The 19,526-nt window shown below is 58.4% G+C and carries 15 protein-coding genes and 2 tRNA genes; 16 read left to right on the top strand and 1 reads right to left on the bottom strand.

Going from position 1 to position 19,526, the window contains the following annotated elements; genetic code table 11:
* Nucleotides 1-56 precede the first annotated feature (56 nt).
* The 16 genes from rlmE to TU80_RS22650 all read left to right on the top strand — a co-directional run bounded on the left by rlmE (nucleotide 57) and on the right by TU80_RS22650 (nucleotide 16,312).
* Entirely contained in the window at nucleotides 57-707 is a 651-nt protein-coding gene (rlmE, locus tag TU80_RS22720) for a 23S rRNA (uridine(2552)-2'-O)-methyltransferase RlmE (RefSeq protein ID WP_017847417.1), read from the top strand.
* Between the two features lie 200 nt (nucleotides 708-907).
* On the top strand, nucleotides 908-2,818 hold the full coding sequence (ftsH, locus tag TU80_RS22715; RefSeq protein WP_017847418.1) for an ATP-dependent zinc metalloprotease FtsH: 1,911 nt from the start codon (nucleotides 908-910) through the stop codon (nucleotides 2,816-2,818).
* A gap of 8 nt (nucleotides 2,819-2,826) precedes the next feature.
* Complete coding sequence (folP, locus tag TU80_RS22710) at nucleotides 2,827-3,678, top strand: dihydropteroate synthase (protein ID WP_026140085.1); 852 nt, start codon at nucleotides 2,827-2,829, stop codon at nucleotides 3,676-3,678.
* A gap of 16 nt (nucleotides 3,679-3,694) precedes the next feature.
* Entirely contained in the window at nucleotides 3,695-5,032 is a 1,338-nt protein-coding gene (gene glmM, locus TU80_RS22705; protein WP_017847420.1) for a phosphoglucosamine mutase, read from the top strand.
* 66 nt (nucleotides 5,033-5,098) lie between these two features.
* Complete coding sequence (tpiA, locus tag TU80_RS22700) at nucleotides 5,099-5,854, top strand: triose-phosphate isomerase (protein ID WP_046382042.1); 756 nt, start codon at nucleotides 5,099-5,101, stop codon at nucleotides 5,852-5,854.
* A 4-nt stretch (nucleotides 5,855-5,858) separates the two neighbouring features.
* A complete protein-coding gene (gene secG, locus TU80_RS31950; protein WP_010206600.1) occupies nucleotides 5,859-6,242 on the top strand; it encodes a preprotein translocase subunit SecG in 384 nt (127 codons plus the stop codon).
* Nucleotides 6,243-6,264: 22 nt separating this feature from the next.
* Nucleotides 6,265-6,350, top strand: a tRNA-Leu gene (locus tag TU80_RS22695).
* Nucleotides 6,351-6,446: 96 nt separating this feature from the next.
* A tRNA-Met gene (locus tag TU80_RS22690) sits at nucleotides 6,447-6,523 on the top strand.
* Between the two features lie 141 nt (nucleotides 6,524-6,664).
* Nucleotides 6,665-7,123 (top strand): ribosome maturation factor RimP, encoded by a 459-nt coding sequence (gene rimP, locus TU80_RS22685; RefSeq protein WP_026140087.1) that lies wholly within the window; start codon nucleotides 6,665-6,667, stop codon nucleotides 7,121-7,123.
* Nucleotides 7,124-7,170: 47 nt separating this feature from the next.
* The gene (gene nusA, locus TU80_RS22680) at nucleotides 7,171-8,652 is read left to right on the top strand and encodes a transcription termination factor NusA (protein WP_008057419.1); all 1,482 of its coding nucleotides are present in this window, start codon (nucleotides 7,171-7,173) and stop codon (nucleotides 8,650-8,652) included.
* A gap of 27 nt (nucleotides 8,653-8,679) precedes the next feature.
* Nucleotides 8,680-11,208, top strand: a complete 2,529-nt coding sequence (infB, locus tag TU80_RS22675) for a translation initiation factor IF-2 (RefSeq protein WP_046382043.1) — start codon at nucleotides 8,680-8,682, stop codon at nucleotides 11,206-11,208.
* Nucleotides 11,209-11,367: 159 nt separating this feature from the next.
* The gene (gene rbfA / locus TU80_RS22670; protein ID WP_017847424.1) at nucleotides 11,368-11,763 is read left to right on the top strand and encodes a 30S ribosome-binding factor RbfA; all 396 of its coding nucleotides are present in this window, start codon (nucleotides 11,368-11,370) and stop codon (nucleotides 11,761-11,763) included.
* A gap of 3 nt (nucleotides 11,764-11,766) precedes the next feature.
* On the top strand, nucleotides 11,767-12,684 hold the full coding sequence (gene truB / locus TU80_RS22665; protein WP_014719950.1) for a tRNA pseudouridine(55) synthase TruB: 918 nt from the start codon (nucleotides 11,767-11,769) through the stop codon (nucleotides 12,682-12,684).
* A gap of 159 nt (nucleotides 12,685-12,843) precedes the next feature.
* The gene (gene rpsO, locus TU80_RS22660; protein WP_003176135.1) at nucleotides 12,844-13,113 is read left to right on the top strand and encodes a 30S ribosomal protein S15; all 270 of its coding nucleotides are present in this window, start codon (nucleotides 12,844-12,846) and stop codon (nucleotides 13,111-13,113) included.
* Between the two features lie 195 nt (nucleotides 13,114-13,308).
* Complete coding sequence (gene pnp / locus TU80_RS22655; RefSeq protein ID WP_017847425.1) at nucleotides 13,309-15,414, top strand: polyribonucleotide nucleotidyltransferase; 2,106 nt, start codon at nucleotides 13,309-13,311, stop codon at nucleotides 15,412-15,414.
* Nucleotides 15,415-15,709: 295 nt separating this feature from the next.
* On the top strand, nucleotides 15,710-16,312 hold the full coding sequence (locus TU80_RS22650; protein WP_046382044.1) for a BON domain-containing protein: 603 nt from the start codon (nucleotides 15,710-15,712) through the stop codon (nucleotides 16,310-16,312).
* Nucleotides 16,313-16,504: 192 nt separating this feature from the next.
* On the opposite strand, the gene TU80_RS22645 is transcribed toward TU80_RS22650, so the two are convergent.
* Complete coding sequence (locus TU80_RS22645) at nucleotides 16,505-19,438, bottom strand: DUF748 domain-containing protein (RefSeq protein ID WP_057005458.1); 2,934 nt, start codon at nucleotides 19,436-19,438, stop codon at nucleotides 16,505-16,507.
* Between the last annotated feature and the right edge of the window lie 88 nt (nucleotides 19,439-19,526).

Raw genomic sequence — 19,526 nt, 5'->3', positions numbered from 1 at the left:
GAGCGAGTCCGGGACCGCCCAGTTAATCACGACCCGTTTTATTTTCGAGGTGGCCCGTGGCCCGTTCCAAAACTAGCCTTAAGTGGCTGCAAGAGCATTTCAACGACCCTTACGTCAAAAAGGCGCAAAAGGACGGCTACCGTTCCCGGGCCAGCTACAAGCTGCTGGAACTTCAGGACAAGGACAAACTGTTCCGTCCCGGCATGAGCGTGATCGACCTGGGCGCCGCCCCGGGTGGCTGGTCCCAGGTGGCCAGTCGTCTGATTGGCGGGCAAGGCCGGTTGATCGCTTCCGACATCCTGGAGATGGACAGCATCCCGGATGTGACCTTCGTCCATGGTGACTTTACCCAGGATGCGGTGTTAGCTGAGATCCTGCAGGCTGTGGGAAATTCGCAGGTGGACCTTGTGATTTCCGACATGGCCCCCAATATGAGTGGATTACCGGCTGTTGATATGCCGCGAGCCATGTTCCTGTGCGAGTTGGCGCTGGATCTGGCGGGGCGGGTATTGCGTCCGGGTGGTGATTTCCTGGTCAAGGTCTTCCAGGGCGAAGGTTTCGACGAGTACCACAAGAACATCCGCAAGCTGTTCGATAAGGTGCAGATGCGTAAACCGGACTCCTCACGGGACCGGTCTCGCGAGCAATATCTGCTGGCGCGGGGGTTCCGCGGTATCGAAGGTGCAGCGAGTGATGAGCGCCTTTGAAGGTTTGAGGGGAGTCGATAGGTTTTTTTATATCGCTTTCGTCACGAAGCTTTACGAATATTGTGTAGTCAAAGTTTCACAAAGGGTTACAGACGGCGCCTGCCAGAGTTGTAGGTAATGTAGTAAGTTAGGCCGGTGAATATCATGCGAAGCGCGCGCCAGTAGCGGAGCTTGCTTCAGAGGGTAGTTAATTGAACGATATGGCAAAGAATCTGATCCTGTGGTTGATCATCGCGGCTGTCCTGGTGACGGTGATGAACAACTTCTCCAGCCCTAACGAGCCGCAGACCCTCAACTATTCCGACTTCATCCAGCAAGTTAAGGATGGCAAGGTCGAGCGCGTAGCGGTTGATGGCTACGTGATTACCGGCAAGCGCAACGATGGCGACGGCTTCAAGACCATTCGTCCGGCAATCCAGGACAACGGTCTGATCGGCGACCTGGTGGATAACCACGTGATCGTCGAAGGCAAGCTGCCTGAGCAGCAGAGCATCTGGACTCAACTCCTGGTGGCAAGCTTCCCGATCCTGGTGATCATCGCCGTGTTCATGTTCTTCATGCGCCAGATGCAAGGCGGTGCAGGAGGCAAGGGCGGGCCGATGAGTTTCGGCAAGAGCAAGGCGCGCCTGCTCTCCGAAGACCAGGTGAAGACCACCCTGGCTGACGTCGCCGGTTGCGACGAAGCCAAGGAAGAAGTGGGTGAGCTGGTCGAGTTCCTGCGTGATCCGGGCAAGTTCCAGCGCCTGGGTGGCCGCATTCCACGCGGTGTGCTGATGGTCGGCCCGCCGGGTACCGGTAAAACCTTGCTGGCCAAGGCGATTGCCGGTGAAGCCAAGGTGCCGTTCTTCACCATTTCCGGTTCGGACTTCGTCGAAATGTTCGTCGGCGTCGGTGCCAGCCGTGTTCGCGACATGTTCGAGCAGGCCAAGAAGCACGCGCCATGCATCATCTTCATCGATGAAATCGACGCCGTTGGTCGCCATCGTGGTGCTGGCATGGGCGGTGGTCACGATGAGCGTGAGCAGACCCTCAACCAGTTGCTGGTGGAGATGGACGGCTTTGAAATGAATGACGGCATCATCGTCATTGCCGCAACCAACCGTCCGGATGTGTTGGACCCTGCATTGCTGCGTCCAGGCCGTTTCGACCGTCAGGTTGTGGTGGGCTTGCCGGATATCCGTGGTCGTGAACAGATCCTGAAAGTCCACATGCGTAAAGTACCCATGGGCGACGACGTCGCTCCGGCCGTGATTGCCCGCGGTACGCCTGGCTTCTCCGGTGCCGACCTGGCCAACCTGGTGAACGAGGCTTCGCTGTTTGCGGCCCGTACCGGCAAGCGCATCGTGGAAATGAAAGAGTTCGAACTGGCCAAAGACAAGATCATGATGGGCGCCGAGCGCAAATCCATGGTCATGTCCGAGAAAGAGAAGCAGAACACCGCTTATCACGAAGCCGGTCACGCTATCGTAGGGCGCGTCGTGCCTGAGCATGACCCGGTCTACAAAGTGTCGATCATTCCTCGTGGTCGGGCGCTGGGTGTGACCATGTTCCTGCCGGAAGAGGATCGCTACAGCCTCTCCAAGCGTGCGTTGATCAGTCAGATCTGCTCGCTGTACGGCGGCCGGATTGCTGAAGAGATGACCCTGGGCTTCGACGGTGTCACCACCGGCGCTTCCAACGACATCATGCGTGCCAGCCAGATTGCGCGGAACATGGTGACCAAGTGGGGCCTGTCGGAAAAACTCGGTCCTTTGATGTACGCCGAGGAAGAAGGCGAAGTGTTCCTGGGACGTGGCGGTGGCGGTCAAAGTGCCAGCTTCTCCGGTGAGACAGCCAAGCTGATCGACTCCGAAGTGCGCAGCATCATTGACCAGTGCTACGGCACGGCCAAGCAGATCCTCACCGACAACCGCGACAAGCTGGATGCCATGGCGGATGCGCTGATGAAGTACGAAACCATTGATGCCGATCAGATCGACGACATCATGGCGGGCCGTACACCGCGTGAACCTCGCGATTGGGAAGGTGGTTCGGGCACCTCTGGCACGCCGCCAGTGGTTCAGAACGAACGCCCTGAAAACCCGATCGGCGGTCCTGCAGCTGACCACTAAGGTTTGAAATGACTTTTGCGTCGTCCTCCACCCGGTTGCCTTGCGGCAGCCGGGTTCTTGATTTGGCCCATACGCATGTCATGGGCATTCTTAATGTAACCCCCGATTCCTTTTCCGATGGTGGTCGCTTCAATCAGCTCGATGCTGCGTTGCGTCACGCCGAGGCGATGGTGGCGGCGGGTGCGACCTTGATCGATGTCGGCGGCGAGTCGACCCGGCCCGGTGCTCGCGTGGTTTCTCCCGTGGAGGAACTGGAGCGGGTGGCGCCGATCGTCGAGCGCATCGCTCGCGAGCTGGATGTGATCATTTCCGTGGATACATCGACCCCGGCGGTGATGCGCGAAACGGCGCGCCTGGGTGCGGGGCTGATCAACGATGTGCGTTCGTTGCAGCGTGATGGCGCACTGGACGCCGCCGCGGCGACCGGCCTGCCGGTGTGCCTGATGCATATGCTGGGCGAGCCCGGCACCATGCAGGACAATCCGCACTACGATGATCTGGTTGGCGAAGTGAGCGGGTTCCTGGCTGATCGCATTGCTCAATGCGCCGCCGTAGGGATTGCTGCCGACAAGATCATCCTCGATCCGGGGTTTGGTTTCGCCAAGACCCTGCAGCACAATCTAAGTCTGTTCAAGCATATGGAAGCCTTGCATGCCCTGGGTCGACCTTTGTTGGTCGGCGTTTCGCGCAAGAGCATGATAGGTCTGGCGCTGAATCGCCCGGTGGGCGAGCGGCTTTATGGCGGGTTGGCGCTGGCGGCACTTGCTGTGACCAAGGGTGCGCGTATCTTGCGTGTGCATGATGTCGCTGAGACCGTGGATGTCGTCCGCATGATTGCCGCAGTAGAATCGGCCGAATAAGAATGATGGAGCACTTATGACAAAGAAATACTTTGGCACCGACGGTATCCGTGGTCGGGTCGGCGAGTTTCCGATTACCCCCGATTTCATGCTCAAGCTGGGTTGGGCGGCAGGCATGGCGTTCCGCAGCATGGGCGCGTGCCGCATCCTGGTGGGCAAGGACACGCGTATCTCAGGCTATATGTTTGAGTCTGCGCTGGAGGCCGGTTTGTCCGCCGCCGGTGCCGATGTAATGCTGCTGGGCCCGATGCCGACCCCGGCGATCGCTTACCTGACGCGTACCTTCCATGCCGAAGCCGGCATTGTGATCAGTGCTTCGCACAATCCTCATGATGACAACGGCATCAAGTTCTTCTCGGGGCAGGGCACCAAGCTGCCGGATGAGATCGAGCTGATGATCGAAGAGCTGCTGGATGCGCCGATGACGGTGGTCGAGTCCAGCAAGCTGGGCAAGGTGTCGCGGATCAACGACGCCTCTGGCCGTTATATCGAATTCTGTAAGAGCAGTGTGCCAAGCAGCACCAATTTCGCCGGGCTGAAGATCGTCGTCGACTGTGCCCATGGTGCGACCTATAAAGTGGCGCCGAGCGTGTTCAAGGAGCTGGGTGCGGAAGTGACGGTGCTGTCGGCCCAGCCAAACGGGTTGAACATCAACGAAAACTGCGGCTCCACGCATATGGAGCAATTGCAGGCTGCCGTCCTGGCCGAGCATGCCGACCTGGGTATTGCCTTTGATGGCGACGGTGACCGCGTGCTGATGGTGGATCACACCGGCGCCGTGGTTGATGGCGATGACTTGATGTTCATCATTGCCCGCGACCTGCATGAGCGTAACCGCTTGCAGGGCGGTGTCGTCGGTACGCTGATGAGCAATCTCGGGCTGGAGTTGGCACTGGGCGAGCTGGGCATTCCTTTTGTGCGTGCCAATGTCGGGGATCGTTATGTGATTGCCGAACTGCTGGAGCGCAATTGGCAGATCGGTGGCGAGAACTCCGGGCATGTCGTGTGCTTCCAGCACACCACCACGGGCGACGCGATCATTGCCGCGCTGCAGGTGCTGTTGGCGTTGCGCCGTCGCCAGGAAAGCCTGGCCCAGGCGCGTCAAGCCCTGCGTAAGTGCCCGCAAGTGCTGCTCAATGTGCGCTTTGCCGGTGGCGACAACCCGATCGAACACCCGGCTGTCAAAGCGGCCTGCGAGCGCGTGACCCTGGCAATGGCGGGGCGTGGGCGCGTGTTGCTGCGCAAGTCCGGCACAGAGCCGCTGGTGCGCGTCATGGTCGAAGGTGAGGACGAAACCCTGGTTCGCGGGCATGCCGAAGACCTGGCAAAACTAGTAACTGAAGTTTGCTCCTGAATTCGGCTTGCCAGTGATGGTGTGGTTGGGTAACATCTGCGCCCACTTTGACCGACGAGGTACAGCATGCGTCGCACTATGGTAGCTGGTAACTGGAAGATGCACGGTACCCGCGCCAGTGTCGCTGAGCTGATCAATGGCCTTCGTCACTTGGCCTTGCCGAGCGGTGTTGATGTCGCGGTTTTTCCATCTTGCTTGCATATCAACCAAGTGGTTGATGGCTTGAAAGGTAAGTCGATTCAGGTCGGCGCGCAGAATTGCGCAATGGAACCCATGCAAGGTGCGCTGACAGGTGAGATTTCGCCAAGTCAGTTGGTTGATGCGGGTTGTTCCTACGTGCTTGTCGGGCACTCCGAGCGCCGTCAGTTGATGGGCGAGCGGGATGGGACACTCAATCGCAAGTTCGCAGCGGCACAGGCTTGTGGCTTGATTCCGGTGTTGTGCATAGGGGAGACCCTTGAACAGCGCGAATCGGGCAAGACTCTTGAAGTTGTCTCGCGTCAGCTGGGCAGCATCATCGAGGAGCTGGGTGTTGGTGCGTTTGCGAAGGCAGTCATCGCTTACGAGCCGGTCTGGGCCATTGGCACCGGGCTGACTGCAACACCGCAACAGGCGCAGGATGTGCATGCAGCTATCCGCGCGCAGTTGGCGGCAGAGAATTCTGAGGTCGCACAAGGTGTGCGGCTTCTATACGGCGGCAGCGTGAAGGCGGCCAATGCGGTCGAACTGTTCGGCATGCCGGATATCGATGGGGGGCTCATTGGTGGAGCTTCCCTGAATGCAGATGAGTTCGGTGCGATTTGTCGCGCCGCGGGAAACTGAAAAAATGCTGGAAACAGTCGTAGTCGTTTTTCATCTGTTGGCTGCCCTGGGCGTAGTTGCCCTGGTTTTGTTGCAACAGGGTAAAGGTGCGGATGCTGGTGCGTCTTTCGGTGCAGGTGCTTCAAATACTGTGTTCGGAAGCCAAGGTTCCTCTACCTTTCTTAGTAAGTTTACTGCTATACTTGCCGCAGGTTTCTTCATAACCAGCTTAGGGTTAGGTTACTTTGCTAAAGAGAAAGCTCATGTGCTGACTCAAGTAGGTTTGCCAAACCCAGCAGTGTTGGAAGTACCAAAAGCAAAACCGGCTTCTGATGATGTCCCGGTGCTTCAAGAGCAAAAGTCGGCTACTCCAGCGACTGACGTGCCTCCAGCTCAAGAGCAGAAGTAAGAAGGGTTGTAAACGCTGTATTGCCGAGGTGGTGGAATTGGTAGACACGCAACCTTGAGGTGGTTGTGCCCATAGGGTGTAGGGGTTCGAGTCCCCTTCTCGGTACCAATTATCAGGAGAGCCCGCTGTTGCGGGCTTTCTTGTAGGTGGAAGGTTACATTGACCCTGTAAGGGATCGGTCGTATACTTCCGCCCCAGCTTTGTCGCGGGGTGGAGCAGTCTGGTAGCTCGTCGGGCTCATAACCCGAAGGTCGTCGGTTCAAATCCGGCCCCCGCAACCAGTTTTAGCGGAGCCCCTTATTAAGGGGCTTTTTGTTAGCTGGACACTTTCAACGCCGCTATTCGACGGCGTTTCAAGGATGGGCGTTTCGCCCATTTTTTTATTTTGCACAGCATGCACATACATGCACGAGGGGGTTCAGGTGTCGAGCAAGCTAGAAGAGTTGCAGGCCTTGCTGGCCCCGGTGGTCGTGGCCCTGGGCTATGAATGCTGGGGTATTGAGTTTTCGGCTCAAGGTCGCCACTCAATGTTGCGCGTTTATATTGATAAAGAGGGCGGCGTGCTGGTGGACGATTGTGCCATTGTCAGCCGTCAGATCAGTGGTGTCCTGGATGTTGAAGATCCAATCGCCGTTGAGTACACCCTCGAAGTTTCCTCGCCTGGCATGGAACGCCCACTGTTCACTCTCGAGCAGTTTGCAAAATTTGCCGGTGGACAAGTGAAAATCAAGCTGCGATCTCCCTTTGAAGGGCGACGCAATTTTCAGGGCCTTCTGCGCGGTGTAGAAGAGCAGGATGTCGTGGTGCAAGTAGAAGACCATGAGTTCCTGTTGCCGATCGATATGATCGACAAGGCCAACATTATTCCCAGTTTTGACTGAGACGCGGATCCCGCGGATCCAATGGCTTGCGAAAGGCGAGGCGTACGATGAGCAAAGAAGTACTGCTGGTTGTTGAGTCGGTATCCAATGAAAAGGGCGTACCGGCAAACGTGATTTTTGAAGCGCTGGAGCTGGCCCTGGCCACTGCGACCAAAAAGCGTTTTGAAGACGAAGTTGATCTGCGTGTGGAAATCAACCGCCACACCGGTGCCTATGAAACTTTCCGTCGCTGGACGGTCGTTGAAGAAGCCGATCTTGATGATCCGGCCATCGAAACCTGGCCGAGCAAGGTCGCTGAAACGCACCCTGGCGCCAAGGTCGGTGATGTTGTCGAAGAAAAGATCGAATCGATCGAGTTCGGCCGTATTGCTGCACAAACTGCCAAGCAGGTCATTGTGCAGAAGGTTCGCGAGGCCGAGCGCGCTCAAGTCGTTGACGCCTATCGCGAGCGCCTGGGTGAAATCATCTCCGGCACCGTGAAAAAAGTTACCCGCGACAACGTGATCGTCGACCTGGGCAACAACGCCGAAGCGTTGCTGGCCCGCGAAGACATCATTTCTCGCGAAACCTTCCGTGTCGGCGTGCGTCTGCGTGCGCTGCTCAAGGAAATCCGCACCGAAAACCGCGGTCCTCAGCTGATCCTGTCGCGTACCGCGCCGGAAATGCTGATTGAACTGTTCCGCATCGAAGTGCCGGAAATCGCCGAAGGCCTGATCGAAGTCATGGCTGCGTCCCGCGACCCGGGTTCGCGCGCCAAGATCGCGGTCCGTTCCAAGGACAAACGCATCGACCCGCAGGGCGCTTGCATTGGTATGCGCGGTTCGCGCGTCCAGGCAGTGTCGGGCGAGTTGGGCGGTGAGCGTGTGGATATCGTCCTGTGGGACGATAACCCGGCGCAGTTCGTGATCAACGCCATGTCGCCGGCTGAAGTGGCGGCAATTATCGTTGACGAAGATGCCCATGCCATGGACATCGCCGTTGGCGCAGACAATCTGGCTCAGGCCATTGGTCGTGGTGGTCAGAACGTGCGTCTGGCCAGCCAACTGACCGGCTGGACCCTGAACGTGATGACCGAATCGGACATCCAGGCTAAGCAGCAAGCTGAAACCGGTGACATCCTGCGCAACTTCATCGACGAGCTGGAAGTCGACGAAGACCTGGCGCAGGTGCTGGTAGATGAAGGCTTCACCAGCCTGGAAGAGATTGCCTACGTACCGTTGGAAGAAATGCTCAACATCGATGGCTTTGACGAAGACACCGTCAACGAGCTTCGCGCTCGGGCCAAGGATCGTTTGTTGACTAAAGCCATCGCTACTGAGGAAAAGCTGGCAGACGCCCATCCGGCCGAAGACCTGCTCTCGCTTGAGGGTATGGACAAGGATTTGGCGATGGAACTGGCGGTGCGCGGCGTAATTACCCGCGAAGACCTGGCCGAGCAGTCTATTGACGATCTGCTCGACATCGACGGCATTGACGATGATCGTGCCGGCAAGTTGATCATGGCCGCCCGAGCCCATTGGTTCGAGTAATTAGGCGCGGCCTGAGGAGAGAAGTGCATGACGCAAGTCACGGTGAAACAACTGGCCGATGAGGTCAAAACACCGGTAGAGCGCCTGTTGCAGCAGATGCGTGAGGCAGGTCTGCCGCACACCGCCGCCGATGAAGGTGTGAGCGATAGTGAGAAGCAGTCTTTGCTGACTCACTTGAAGAGCAGCCACAAGGCGAAAGTGGAAGAACCGCGCAAGATTACATTGCAGCGCAAAACCACCAGCACCCTGCGTGTTGCTGGTAGCAAGAGCATCAGCGTTGAAGTACGCAAGAAGAAAGTCTTCGTACAGCGCAGCCCGGAAGAAATCGAAGCCGAGCGCAAACGCGAACTGGAAGAACGTCGCGCAGTAGAAAATGCTGCTCGTCAGAAGGCTGAAGAAGAAGCCAAGCGTCGCGCCGAAGAAGAAGCGCGTCGCCAGCCTGCTGCTGCGCAACCTGCTGCCACTGATGCGGTCGCTGCTCCTGCTGCCGCGCCTGTAGAAGCTGTGCGTGAGGCCGCTCCGGTGGCCGCTGCACCAGCACCTGCTGCTGATGCGCGTAAACGCGACGAACCTCGTCGTCCGGACAAACCACGTGCCGACGATAACAGTCGTCGCGGTGGCGGCGGTGATGGTGAGCGCAAAAACGCTCCGCATCGTGCTTCGGTCAAAGAGAAAGCGCCTGCGCCACGCGTTGCCCCACGTACCACCGACGAAGAAAGCGACAGCTTCCGTCGTGGTGGTCGCGGCAAGGCCAAGCTGAAAAAACGCAACGCCCACGGTTTCCAGAGCCCAACCGGCCCTGTCGTGCGTGAAGTGAAGATCGGCGAGACCATCACTGTGGGCGATCTCGCCCAGCAGATGTCGGTCAAGGCAGCTGAAATCATCAAGTTCATGTTCAAGCTGGGCACTCCGGCCACCATCAACCAGGTACTGGATCAGGAAACTGCCCAACTGGTTGCCGAAGAGCTGGGCCACAAAGTGACCCTGGTCAGCGACACCGCCCTGGAAGATTCCCTGGCCGAGTCCCTGAAGTTCGAAGGTGAAGCCGTTTCCCGTGCGCCGGTCGTGACCGTAATGGGCCACGTTGACCACGGTAAGACTTCCCTGCTCGACTACATCCGTCGTGCCAAGGTTGCGGCAGGCGAGGCTGGCGGTATTACCCAGCACATCGGCGCCTACCACGTTGAAACCGATCGCGGCATGGTGACGTTCCTCGACACCCCTGGTCACGCCGCGTTTACCGCGATGCGTGCCCGTGGTGCCAAGGCGACCGACATCGTGATCCTGGTCGTTGCAGCAGACGACGGCGTGATGCCACAAACCATCGAAGCCGTTCAGCATGCCAAGGCAGCTGGCGTACCGTTGGTGGTTGCGGTGAACAAAATCGACAAGCCGGGCGCCGATCTCGATCGCATCCGTAGCGAACTGTCGGTTCACGGCGTGACTTCCGAAGAATGGGGTGGCGACACTCCATTCGTACCGGTCTCGGCGAAAGTCGGTACTGGCGTTGACGAACTGCTCGAAGCTGTTCTGTTGCAAGCCGAAGTCCTGGAACTGACCGCTACGCCATCGGCTCCTGGCCGTGGTGTTGTGGTTGAGTCCCGCCTCGACAAGGGCCGTGGCCCGGTGGCGACCGTTCTGGTTCAAGACGGTACCCTGCGCCAAGGCGACATGGTGCTGGTCGGTTCGAACTATGGCCGTGTACGTGCCATGCTCGACGAGAACGGCAAGTCCATCAAGGAAGCCGGTCCGTCCATCCCTGTCGAGATTCTCGGCCTGGACGGTACCCCGGACGCTGGCGACGAGATGAGCGTGGTTGCCGACGAGAAGAAAGCCCGTGAAGTGGCTCTGTTCCGTCAAGGCAAGTTCCGCGAAGTCAAGTTGGCCCGTGCTCACGCCGGCAAGCTGGAAAACATCTTCGAGAACATGGGCCAGGAAGAGAAGAAGACGCTTAACATCGTCCTCAAATCTGACGTCCGTGGTTCCCTCGAAGCGTTGAACGGCGCCTTGAACGGCCTGGGTAACGACGAAGTGCAAGTGCGTGTCGTCGGTGGCGGTGTCGGTGGTATCACCGAGTCCGACGCCAACCTGGCACTGGCTTCCAACGCTGTACTGTTCGGCTTCAACGTGCGTGCCGATGCTGGCGCTCGCAAGATCGTCGAGCAGGAAGGCCTGGACATGCGTTACTACAACGTCATCTACGACATCATCGAAGACGTCAAGAAAGCCCTCACCGGCATGCTTGGCAGCGACGTCCGGGAGAACATCCTGGGTATCGCCGAGGTGCGTGACGTGTTCCGCTCGCCGAAATTCGGCGCGATCGCCGGCTGCATGGTTATCGAAGGCACCGTTCACCGTAACCGTCCTATCCGTGTACTGCGTGAAGACATCGTTATCTTCGAAGGCGAGCTGGAATCCCTGCGCCGCTTCAAGGATGACGCTTCCGAAGTACGTGCCGGCATGGAATGCGGTATCGGCGTCAAGAGCTACAACGACGTCAAGGTTGGCGACAAGATCGAAGTCTTCGAGAAGGTTCAGGTTGCTCGCAGCCTCTAACTCGCGCACTTCAGGAGCCACGCCGCGTGTGGGCATGCAAATGCCCCGCGCAACGTCCGGACTCTAAACGCAACGCCCGGTCTGGCTTTTGTCAGGCCGGGCGTTTGCCGCTTTCAGACCCCACGGGTTTCACCGTGTGGCAGTAACAGGTAACAAGACATGGCAAAAGAATACAGCCGTACCCAACGTATCGGCGATCAGATGCAGCGCGAGCTGGCCCAACTGATCCGTCGCGAAGTCAAAGATCCTCGTGTTGGCCTGGTCACCATCACCGCCGTTGAAGTGAGCCGTGACGTAGGTCACGCAAAAATCTTCATCACCGTGATGGGTGAGGACAGCAGCGAAGAAATCGCGCAAAGCATCAAGGTGCTCAACTCGGCCGCAGGTTTCCTGCGCATGCAGTTGGCCCGCGAAATGAAGCTGCGCAGCGTGCCTCAGTTGCACTTCCACTACGACGAAAGCGTCGTGCGTGGCGCGCACCTGTCGGCACTGATCGAGCGCGCCGTGGCTGAGGATAATCAGCATCCGTCCACACCTGAAGACGCCAAGGAGTAAGCGGTGGCTCAGGTCAAACGTATCCGTCGCAACGTCAGCGGCATCATTCTGCTCGACAAGCCCATTGGCTTTACCTCCAATGCCGCCTTGCAGAAGGTCCGCTGGCTGCTCAATGCCGAGAAAGCCGGGCACACCGGCAGCCTCGACCCCCTGGCCACCGGTGTGTTGCCGTTGTGCTTTGGCGAGGCCACCAAGTTCTCGCAATACCTGCTCGATTCCGACAAGGGTTACGAAACCCTGATGCAACTGGGCAAGACCACCACCACGGCCGATGCCGAGGGTGATGTTTTGCAGGTTCGCGACGTGACCGTTGGTCGTGCTGATATCGAGGCTGCTTTACCCGCTTTTCGTGGGCAAATCAGTCAGATACCGCCGATGTACTCGGCGCTCAAGCGCGATGGGCAACCACTTTACAAGCTGGCTCGTGCGGGTGAAGTAGTGGAGCGCGAACCGCGTTCTGTTACTATTGCGCGCTTGGAATTGCTCGCCTGTGAAGGCGACACCGCACGCCTGGCCGTGGACTGCAGCAAAGGCACCTATATCCGTACCCTGGTGGAAGATATTGGTGAAAAGCTCGGTTGCGGCGCGTATGTCGCAGAACTGCGACGCACCCAGGCCGGCCCTTTCAGCCTGGCCCAGACGGTGACGCTGGAAGAGTTGGAAGCGGTACACGCCGAAGGCGGCAATGAAGCGGTCGATCGCTTCTTGATGCCATCGGACAGCGGTTTGCTCGATTGGCCATTGCTGCACTTCTCGGAGCACAGCGCGTTCTACTGGCTCAACGGCCAGCCGGTACGTGCCCCGGACGCGCCGAAATTCGGCATGGTGCGGGTACAGGATCATAACGGTCGCTTTATCGGTATCGGTGAAGTGAGCGAAGACGGGCGCATCGCGCCGCGTCGACTGATTCGGTCAGAATGACCGAAACCAGTTTGTGGTAAAAGCGTATCAGCCTTTACGCAAACTGGAACGAGGGTGGCTGTTAACAGGCACGGTCACTACTCATTTTTAGATACAGGGATTTGTCCCTGGCCTGTTGAAACTGCCCTTTGGGTGGTTTCCTGAAAAAAGGATTGCCTCATGGCTCTCGACGTTCAAGAAAAAGCACAAATCGTAGCTGACTATCAGCAAGCTGTTGGTGACACTGGTTCGCCAGAAGTGCAAGTTGCACTGCTGACCCACAACATCAACAAACTGCAAGGTCACTTCAAGGCCAACGGTAAAGATCACCACTCCCGTCGTGGTCTGATCCGCATGGTAAACCAGCGCCGTAAGCTGCTGGACTACCTGAAAGGCAAGGATCTGGGTCGTTATCAGGCTCTGATCGGTCGCCTGGGTCTGCGTCGCTAATAAGCGATTGCGCTAGAGGTTGGTTGTTTGCCGTGTGTCAGTGGGATTCCCGCTGGCCCATGGCAGGCTTCCAGCCTCAAGTTTTATCTGGATACACGTTTTACCCCTGGACAAGGGTTGGGCCGATTCCCGACATTGCCCAAGAATTTCGCAAGAAGACAAGTTCCCCAAGAGCCACAAAGAAGGTAGGACACCGTGAACCCGGTTATCAAAAAATTTCAGTTCGGTCAGTCGACCGTTACCCTCGAGACAGGCCGTATCGCCCGTCAAGCCTCCGGCGCAGTGCTGGTTACCGTTGACGACGACGTTACCGTACTGGTGACCGTTGTAGGCGCCAAGACCGCAGACCCGAGCAAAGGCTTCTTCCCTCTGTCTGTTCACTACCAGGAAAAGACTTACGCTGCCGGTAAGATCCCTGGCGGTTTCTTCAAGCGCGAAGGCCGTCCTTCCGAGAAAGAAACCCTGACTTCCCGACTGATCGACCGTCCGATCCGTCCGCTGTTCCCAGAAGGCTTCATGAACGAAGTGCAGGTTGTCTGCACCGTCGTCTCCACCAGCAAAAAGACCGATCCGGACATCGCTGCGATGATCGGTACCTCGGCTGCCCTGGCTATCTCCGGCATTCCTTTCGATGGCCCGATCGGCGCTGCGCGCGTGGCTTTCCACGAAAGCACCGGCTACCTGCTGAACCCGACTTACGAGCAACTGAAAGCCTCGAGCCTGGACATGGTCGTTGCCGGTACCTCGGAAGCCGTTCTGATGGTTGAATCGGAAGCCAAAGAGCTGACCGAAGACCAGATGCTGGGCGCGGTACTGTTCGCTCACGACGAGTTCCAGGTTGTGATCAACGCCGTCAAAGAACTCGCTGCCGAAGCCGCCAAGCCAACCTGGGCCTGGGCTCCGCAAGCCGAAGCCACCGAACTGCTGGGCGCGATCCGTGCCGAGTTCGGCGAAGCGATCTCCCAGGCCTACACCATCACCGTCAAGGCCGACCGTTACGCTCGCCTGGGCGAGCTGAAGGATCAGGTCGTTGCCAAGCTGTCCGGTGAAGAAGGCCAGCCTTCTGCCAGCGACGTCAAAGCAGCATTCGGCGAAATCGAATACCGCACCGTTCGCGAAAACATCGTTAACGGCAAGCCACGTATCGACGGCCGCGACACCCGCACCGTGCGTCCGCTGAACATCGAAGTCGGCGTTCTGCCGAAGACTCACGGTTCCGCGCTGTTCACCCGTGGCGAAACCCAGGCCCTGGTCGTTGCGACCCTGGGTACTGCCCGCGACGCACAGCTGCTGGACACCCTGGAAGGCGAGAAAAAAGACCCGTTCATGCTGCACTACAACTTCCCGCCGTTCTCGGTGGGCGAATGTGGTCGCATGGGTGGCGCCGGTCGCCGCGAAATCGGTCACGGCCGTCTGGCCCGTCGTTCGGTTCAGGCCATGCTGCCAGCCGCCGACGTGTTCCCGTACACCATCCGTGTAGTGTCGGAAATCACCGAGTCCAACGGTTCCAGCTCCATGGCTTCGGTCTGCGGTGCTTCCCTGGCACTGATGGACGCTGGTGTGCCGATGAAGGCGCCGGTTGCCGGTATCGCCATGGGCCTGGTCAAAGAAGGCGAGAAGTTCGCCGTCCTGACCGACATCCTGGGTGACGAAGACCACCTGGGCGACATGGACTTCAAAGTAGCCGGTACCGCTAAAGGTGTTACCGCGCTGCAGATGGACATCAAGATCAAAGGCATCACCGAAGAGATCATGGAAATCGCTCTGGGCCAAGCCCTGGAAGCGCGCCTGAACATCCTCGGTCAGATGAACCAGATCATTGGTCAGTCCCGCACCGAACTGTCGGAAAATGCTCCGACCATGATCGCGATGAAAATCGACACCGACAAAATCCGTGATGTCATCGGTAAAGGCGGCGCGACCATTCGTGCGATCTGTGAAGAGACCAAGGCTTCGATCGATATCGAAGACGACGGCTCGATCAAGATCTTCGGCGAAACCAAGGAAGCTGCAGAAGCGGCGCGTCAGCGCGTTCTGGGCATCACTGCCGAAGCCGAGATCGGCAAGATCTACGTCGGTAAAGTTGAGCGCATCGTCGACTTCGGCGCATTCGTCAACATCCTGCCGGGCAAAGACGGTCTGGTTCACATCTCCATGCTGAGCGACGCTCGTGTTGAGAAAGTGACCGACATTCTGAAAGAAGGCCAGGAAGTGGAAGTGCTGGTACTGGACGTGGACAACCGCGGCCGTATCAAGCTGTCCATCAAAGACGTGGCAGCAGCCAAGGCTTCGGGCGCTTAAATACCCGCAGGCTTCACGCTGAAAAAAGGACTCTTCGGAGTCCTTTTTTTATGCGTGCAGGAAAATGCCGAAAAATCAGACGCTTAATCACAGCCAAAAGCCGCAACTTGCATGCAGGCACGCTCTGCTTCATGCAAATTGCACGAATCCGAAAATTCGCTCAATCTATAACTAATTGTTTTTAAAGGGTTTATTTGAAGAGTTCGACTTGGCACAGTGCCTGCAATAGTCCTGTTAATGCTGCAGCATCAAGGTTCACACACTGCAGACTTTTAATAAAACAGGAGTTACTCGTATGAAGAAGTTCGCTCTCGCTACCGCAACTGCTACCGCCCTGACCCTGGCCATGGCCAACGTTGCCTTCGCTCAAACCGCGCAGGCGCCGATGACGCTGGCAGCTGGCGAAATGACCAAAGCCAAAGAGTCCACCTCGGACACTTGGATCACCACCAAAGTCAAAGCTGACCTGCTGACCGAAAAGGGCATCCCAGGTTCGGACATCAAGGTTGAGACCAACAAAGGTGTGGTTTCCCTGTCTTCGACCGTTGCCATCTCTGACTCGCAGAAAGCTACCGCTGTCGCCATCACCAAGCGTATCAAAGGTGTGACCGCTGTATCCGCTGACGGCCTGCTGGCTGGCGGTGCGGTAAAAGCCGACAACATCGACAAATCCAAAGAGGCCACTTCGGACACTTGGATCACTACCAAGGTGAAGGCTGACCTGGTTACCGAGAAAGGCATTCCGGGTACCGACATCAAAGTCGAAACCAACAAGGGTGTAGTTTCCCTGTCTTCTTCCGTCGCAGTGACCGAAGCGCAGAAAACTACCGCGGTGAACATCACCAAGAAAATCAAAGGCGTGAAAGCTGTATCGGCCGATGGCCTGAAAGCAGAGTAACGCCCAACCAATCGCTGAACTAGGCGGCGGCGGCAACGAGTGAGTTAGATATCCACTCAATGCACCTCACGGGTTCATGCGACCGACCACAGGGATGTGGTCATTACAGGCCCCGGCACATGTGTCGGGGCCTGTTCTATTCCGGCCAGGAATGCTTTCGAAGTGGGCGCCAGCTTGCGCTGGCGCGTGGGGTCATTCGGCGTCCAGATGCATCTGCGTTACCACCCGGCCATCCTTCTCGGCCTGGCCCAGTTTGGCGTCGACGAAGTACACCCGGTCATCTTCCAGCTGCCCTTTGTCGACCAGGTAGTCCTTGATGGTGCTTGCGCGGTCCTGACCGAGCTGGCGCAACAGCACGTCGCTGCTGCTCCAGAACGTGATCACGCCGCCCTTGAGTTTGGCCGTGCGTTCATCGTCGCTCAGGTTTTTCCACTCCGCCGGTGGTTGTTGTTTCAGGCGGGTGCGGTAGATACCTTCGAGCAAGGGGGCTTTTTCCTTTTCCGGTACTTGCAGCAAGGACGCCTGGGCCGGAACCTTGTCGCCACGGCGCTGCAGGATCTTGTAATAGTTATATTGGTATTCGCGCTCCAGGCGCTGCTCGGCGAGGAACTTGCCGTCACTGTCGGCCGCCGCCGTGCCTTCGATTTCCAGGCGCAGGGTAGGGCGTTCTTTGAGGGCCTTGGCCAAGGTGTTCAGGGCGCCCTCGGCGTCTTTGTTCAGTTCGCTGGAGCCTGCGGCGAACGAGACATTGCCGAGGTCTTCCGAACCGCCGCCGCTCACCAGCCCACCGATAAACTTGAACGGCGCCGTTGCCGCGCGCACCACCAGGTTGCGCAGGGTCTGCCAGACGATCGGCATCACGCTGAATTGCGGGTTGTTCAAGTCGCCGCTGATGGGCAGTTCAATCGAGATCTTGCCGTCAGAGTCCTTGAGCAGGGCGATCGCCAGGCGAATCGGCAGGTCTACCGCATCGGCACTGTCGACTTTCTCACCCAGTTGCAGTTGCTCGACCACCACTTTGTTCTCGGCCTTCAGCTGGCCTTTGGTGATCACGTAATGCAGGTCGAGGTTGAGGCGGCCCTTGCGAATCCGGAAACCGGCGAACTTACCCGAGTAGGGCGTCAGGGTCGTCAGCTCGACACGTTTGAAGCTGGTGGCGATATCCAGTGCCGCCATCGGATCAAACGGGTTCACGCTGCCTTTGATGGTCACCGGTGCATAGCGATCCACCTTGCCCTTGATGTCGACAGCTGCCGGTTTGGCCTGGCGGCTGTCAATGGTGCCGATCTGCCCGTTGAGCTGTTGGATCGCGGTGGCAAAGTTGGGCGTGAGGCTGAAGTCGGCGAAGTTGGCCGAACCGTCGTTGATCGCGATCTGCCCGATATGAATGCCCAGCGGTTTTTCTTTGCTTGCGGCCGGCTTGGCCGCTGGCTTGGCGCCGCTGTCGGCCGGCTGGGGAATCAACAGGTCGTCGACGTTGGTGGTGCGATCATCGTTGATCATGAAGCGCACATAGGGCTGTTGCAGGTTGACCTTGTCGATCGACAGGCTGTCGCCATGCTGGTAGTTCAGCCCTTCCAGCACCAGGCGCTGCCATTTGAGGAAGTCGCGGGTCTTGAGGGTGTCGAGGGTATGCAACTGATCGACCTGCGCCCGGCCGGTGATCTGTAGGGCCAGCGGCTCGGTGCTTTTGAGGTTCACATCGAGGTTGCTGCCGAGCATGCCGCTACGCAGTTCCAGGCGGATGAACGGGCTGATATAGGACTGCGCGACCCGCAGATCGATGTCCTGGGTATTCACTTTCAGCTTGGCGCTGACCGGGTTGAGGTTGACCTCGCCGGTTGCCTGGATCTTGCCTTGCTTGCCCAGGCCGGTGTCGACCTTGAGGGTGAAGGGGCTGCCGTTGAGGCTGTCGAAGTTCTGCACATCGACGTTCAGCGGGCCGAGTTCCAGCGCGACCGCAGGTTGGGCCTGGCGGTCGGCCAGGTGCACCTGATAGTTGCGCAGTTGCACATCCTTGAGCAGCACTTGCCAAGGCTTGCTCGGCGCTGCGGGCGCGGCTTTGGGCGAGTCGGCAGCTGCTGGCGCGCTGGCGGCTTCCGGCGCCTTGGCTGGCTTGCCCGGCTGGCTGGCGAACAGTTTCTGCCAGTCCAGTTGGCCATCGGCTTCGCGGGCGGCCCAGGTTTCCAGCTTGTTGCTGCGGATCTTGCCGACCACCACCTGCTGCTTGGCCAGGTCGATCGTGGTTTCGCTGACGTCCAGGCGCTCCAGGCGCACCAACGGCCGGCCATCCGGCGCCTTGATGGCGAACGGCGCGATGCTGGCGGCGGTGTTGGTCAGGTTCAGTTCGGTTTCTTTGGCCAGGCTGAACGTGTAGTCCGTGCTGAAGTTGAGCACGCCGTTTTCGAGGACCAGGGGCAGGGCGTCGCGCACATAGGGCCACCAGGCTTTCATCTTGCCATCGGTGATTTTCAGGGTGCCTTTGGACGTGATCGGCACCAGGCTGACGTTACCCTTCCAGTCGATCTGCCCGCCTTCCGGGCCGGCGGCGACCAGGGTCATGTCGGCATTGTCTTCCGGCAGGGTGCTGAGGTTTTTCAGCTCGAAGTCGAGTTTGTCGTAGAGGAACTCGATTGGCTCGCTGGGGCGCAGGTCTTCAAAGTGCAGATAACCGCCCGCCAGCTTGATCCGCTCGATCCGCAACGGGAACGGCTTGGCGTTGGGGTCTGCCGGTGTCGGTTCGCTGGGTGGCAGTTTGAACAACTGCGCCAGGTTCAACTGGCCGGACTTGTCGAACAGCAACTCGGTCTTGGGTTTGTCGAGTTGCACATCGGCCAGGTGCAGGGCGCGGGTCCACAGGCTGTCGAGCTGCAGGTTGGCGTAGAGCCGCTCGAAACCCACTTGTTCCTTGCCAGGATCGCCGATCTTGAGGCCCCACAGCGTCACTTCCAGGCTGAACGGGTTGAGCTCGATACGCTCGATGCGGGCCGGTACCGTGGCGTAGTTGGCCAACTGTTGGTTGGCTATGCGAAGGGCAATGCCGGGCAAAATCAAAAAGCCCAGCAAGCTGTACAGGGCAACGGCAGTCAACAAGGCGCCAGTGGCGCGAATCAATCCTTTGGGCATGGGGCGGCGCCATCTATGTCGAACAGGAGTGCCTTGGAGTATGGCACGGGTTTTCGGTTCCGAAGAGCCACCCTCTTTCAGAAAATTC

The sequence above is a fragment of the Pseudomonas veronii genome (assembly GCF_001439695.1).
Taxonomy (GTDB): Bacteria; Pseudomonadota; Gammaproteobacteria; order Pseudomonadales; family Pseudomonadaceae; genus Aquipseudomonas; species Aquipseudomonas veronii.
This window is presented reverse-complemented; position numbering and strand designations above follow the sequence as displayed.

Coding starts and splice junctions, on each gene's coding strand:
- glmM (WP_017847420.1), top strand. CDS start 3,695: ATGACAAAGAAATACTTTGGCACCGACGGTATCCGTGGTCGGGTCGGC.
- rbfA (WP_017847424.1), top strand. CDS start 11,368: ATGGCAAAAGAATACAGCCGTACCCAACGTATCGGCGATCAGATGCAG.
- TU80_RS22650 (WP_046382044.1), top strand. CDS start 15,710: ATGAAGAAGTTCGCTCTCGCTACCGCAACTGCTACCGCCCTGACCCTG.
- folP (WP_026140085.1), top strand. CDS start 2,827: ATGACTTTTGCGTCGTCCTCCACCCGGTTGCCTTGCGGCAGCCGGGTT.
- nusA (WP_008057419.1), top strand. CDS start 7,171: ATGAGCAAAGAAGTACTGCTGGTTGTTGAGTCGGTATCCAATGAAAAG.
- rpsO (WP_003176135.1), top strand. CDS start 12,844: ATGGCTCTCGACGTTCAAGAAAAAGCACAAATCGTAGCTGACTATCAG.
- ftsH (WP_017847418.1), top strand. CDS start 908: ATGGCAAAGAATCTGATCCTGTGGTTGATCATCGCGGCTGTCCTGGTG.
- secG (WP_010206600.1), top strand. CDS start 5,859: ATGCTGGAAACAGTCGTAGTCGTTTTTCATCTGTTGGCTGCCCTGGGC.
- infB (WP_046382043.1), top strand. CDS start 8,680: ATGACGCAAGTCACGGTGAAACAACTGGCCGATGAGGTCAAAACACCG.
- tpiA (WP_046382042.1), top strand. CDS start 5,099: ATGCGTCGCACTATGGTAGCTGGTAACTGGAAGATGCACGGTACCCGC.
- TU80_RS22645 (WP_057005458.1), bottom strand. CDS start 19,438: ATGCCCAAAGGATTGATTCGCGCCACTGGCGCCTTGTTGACTGCCGTT.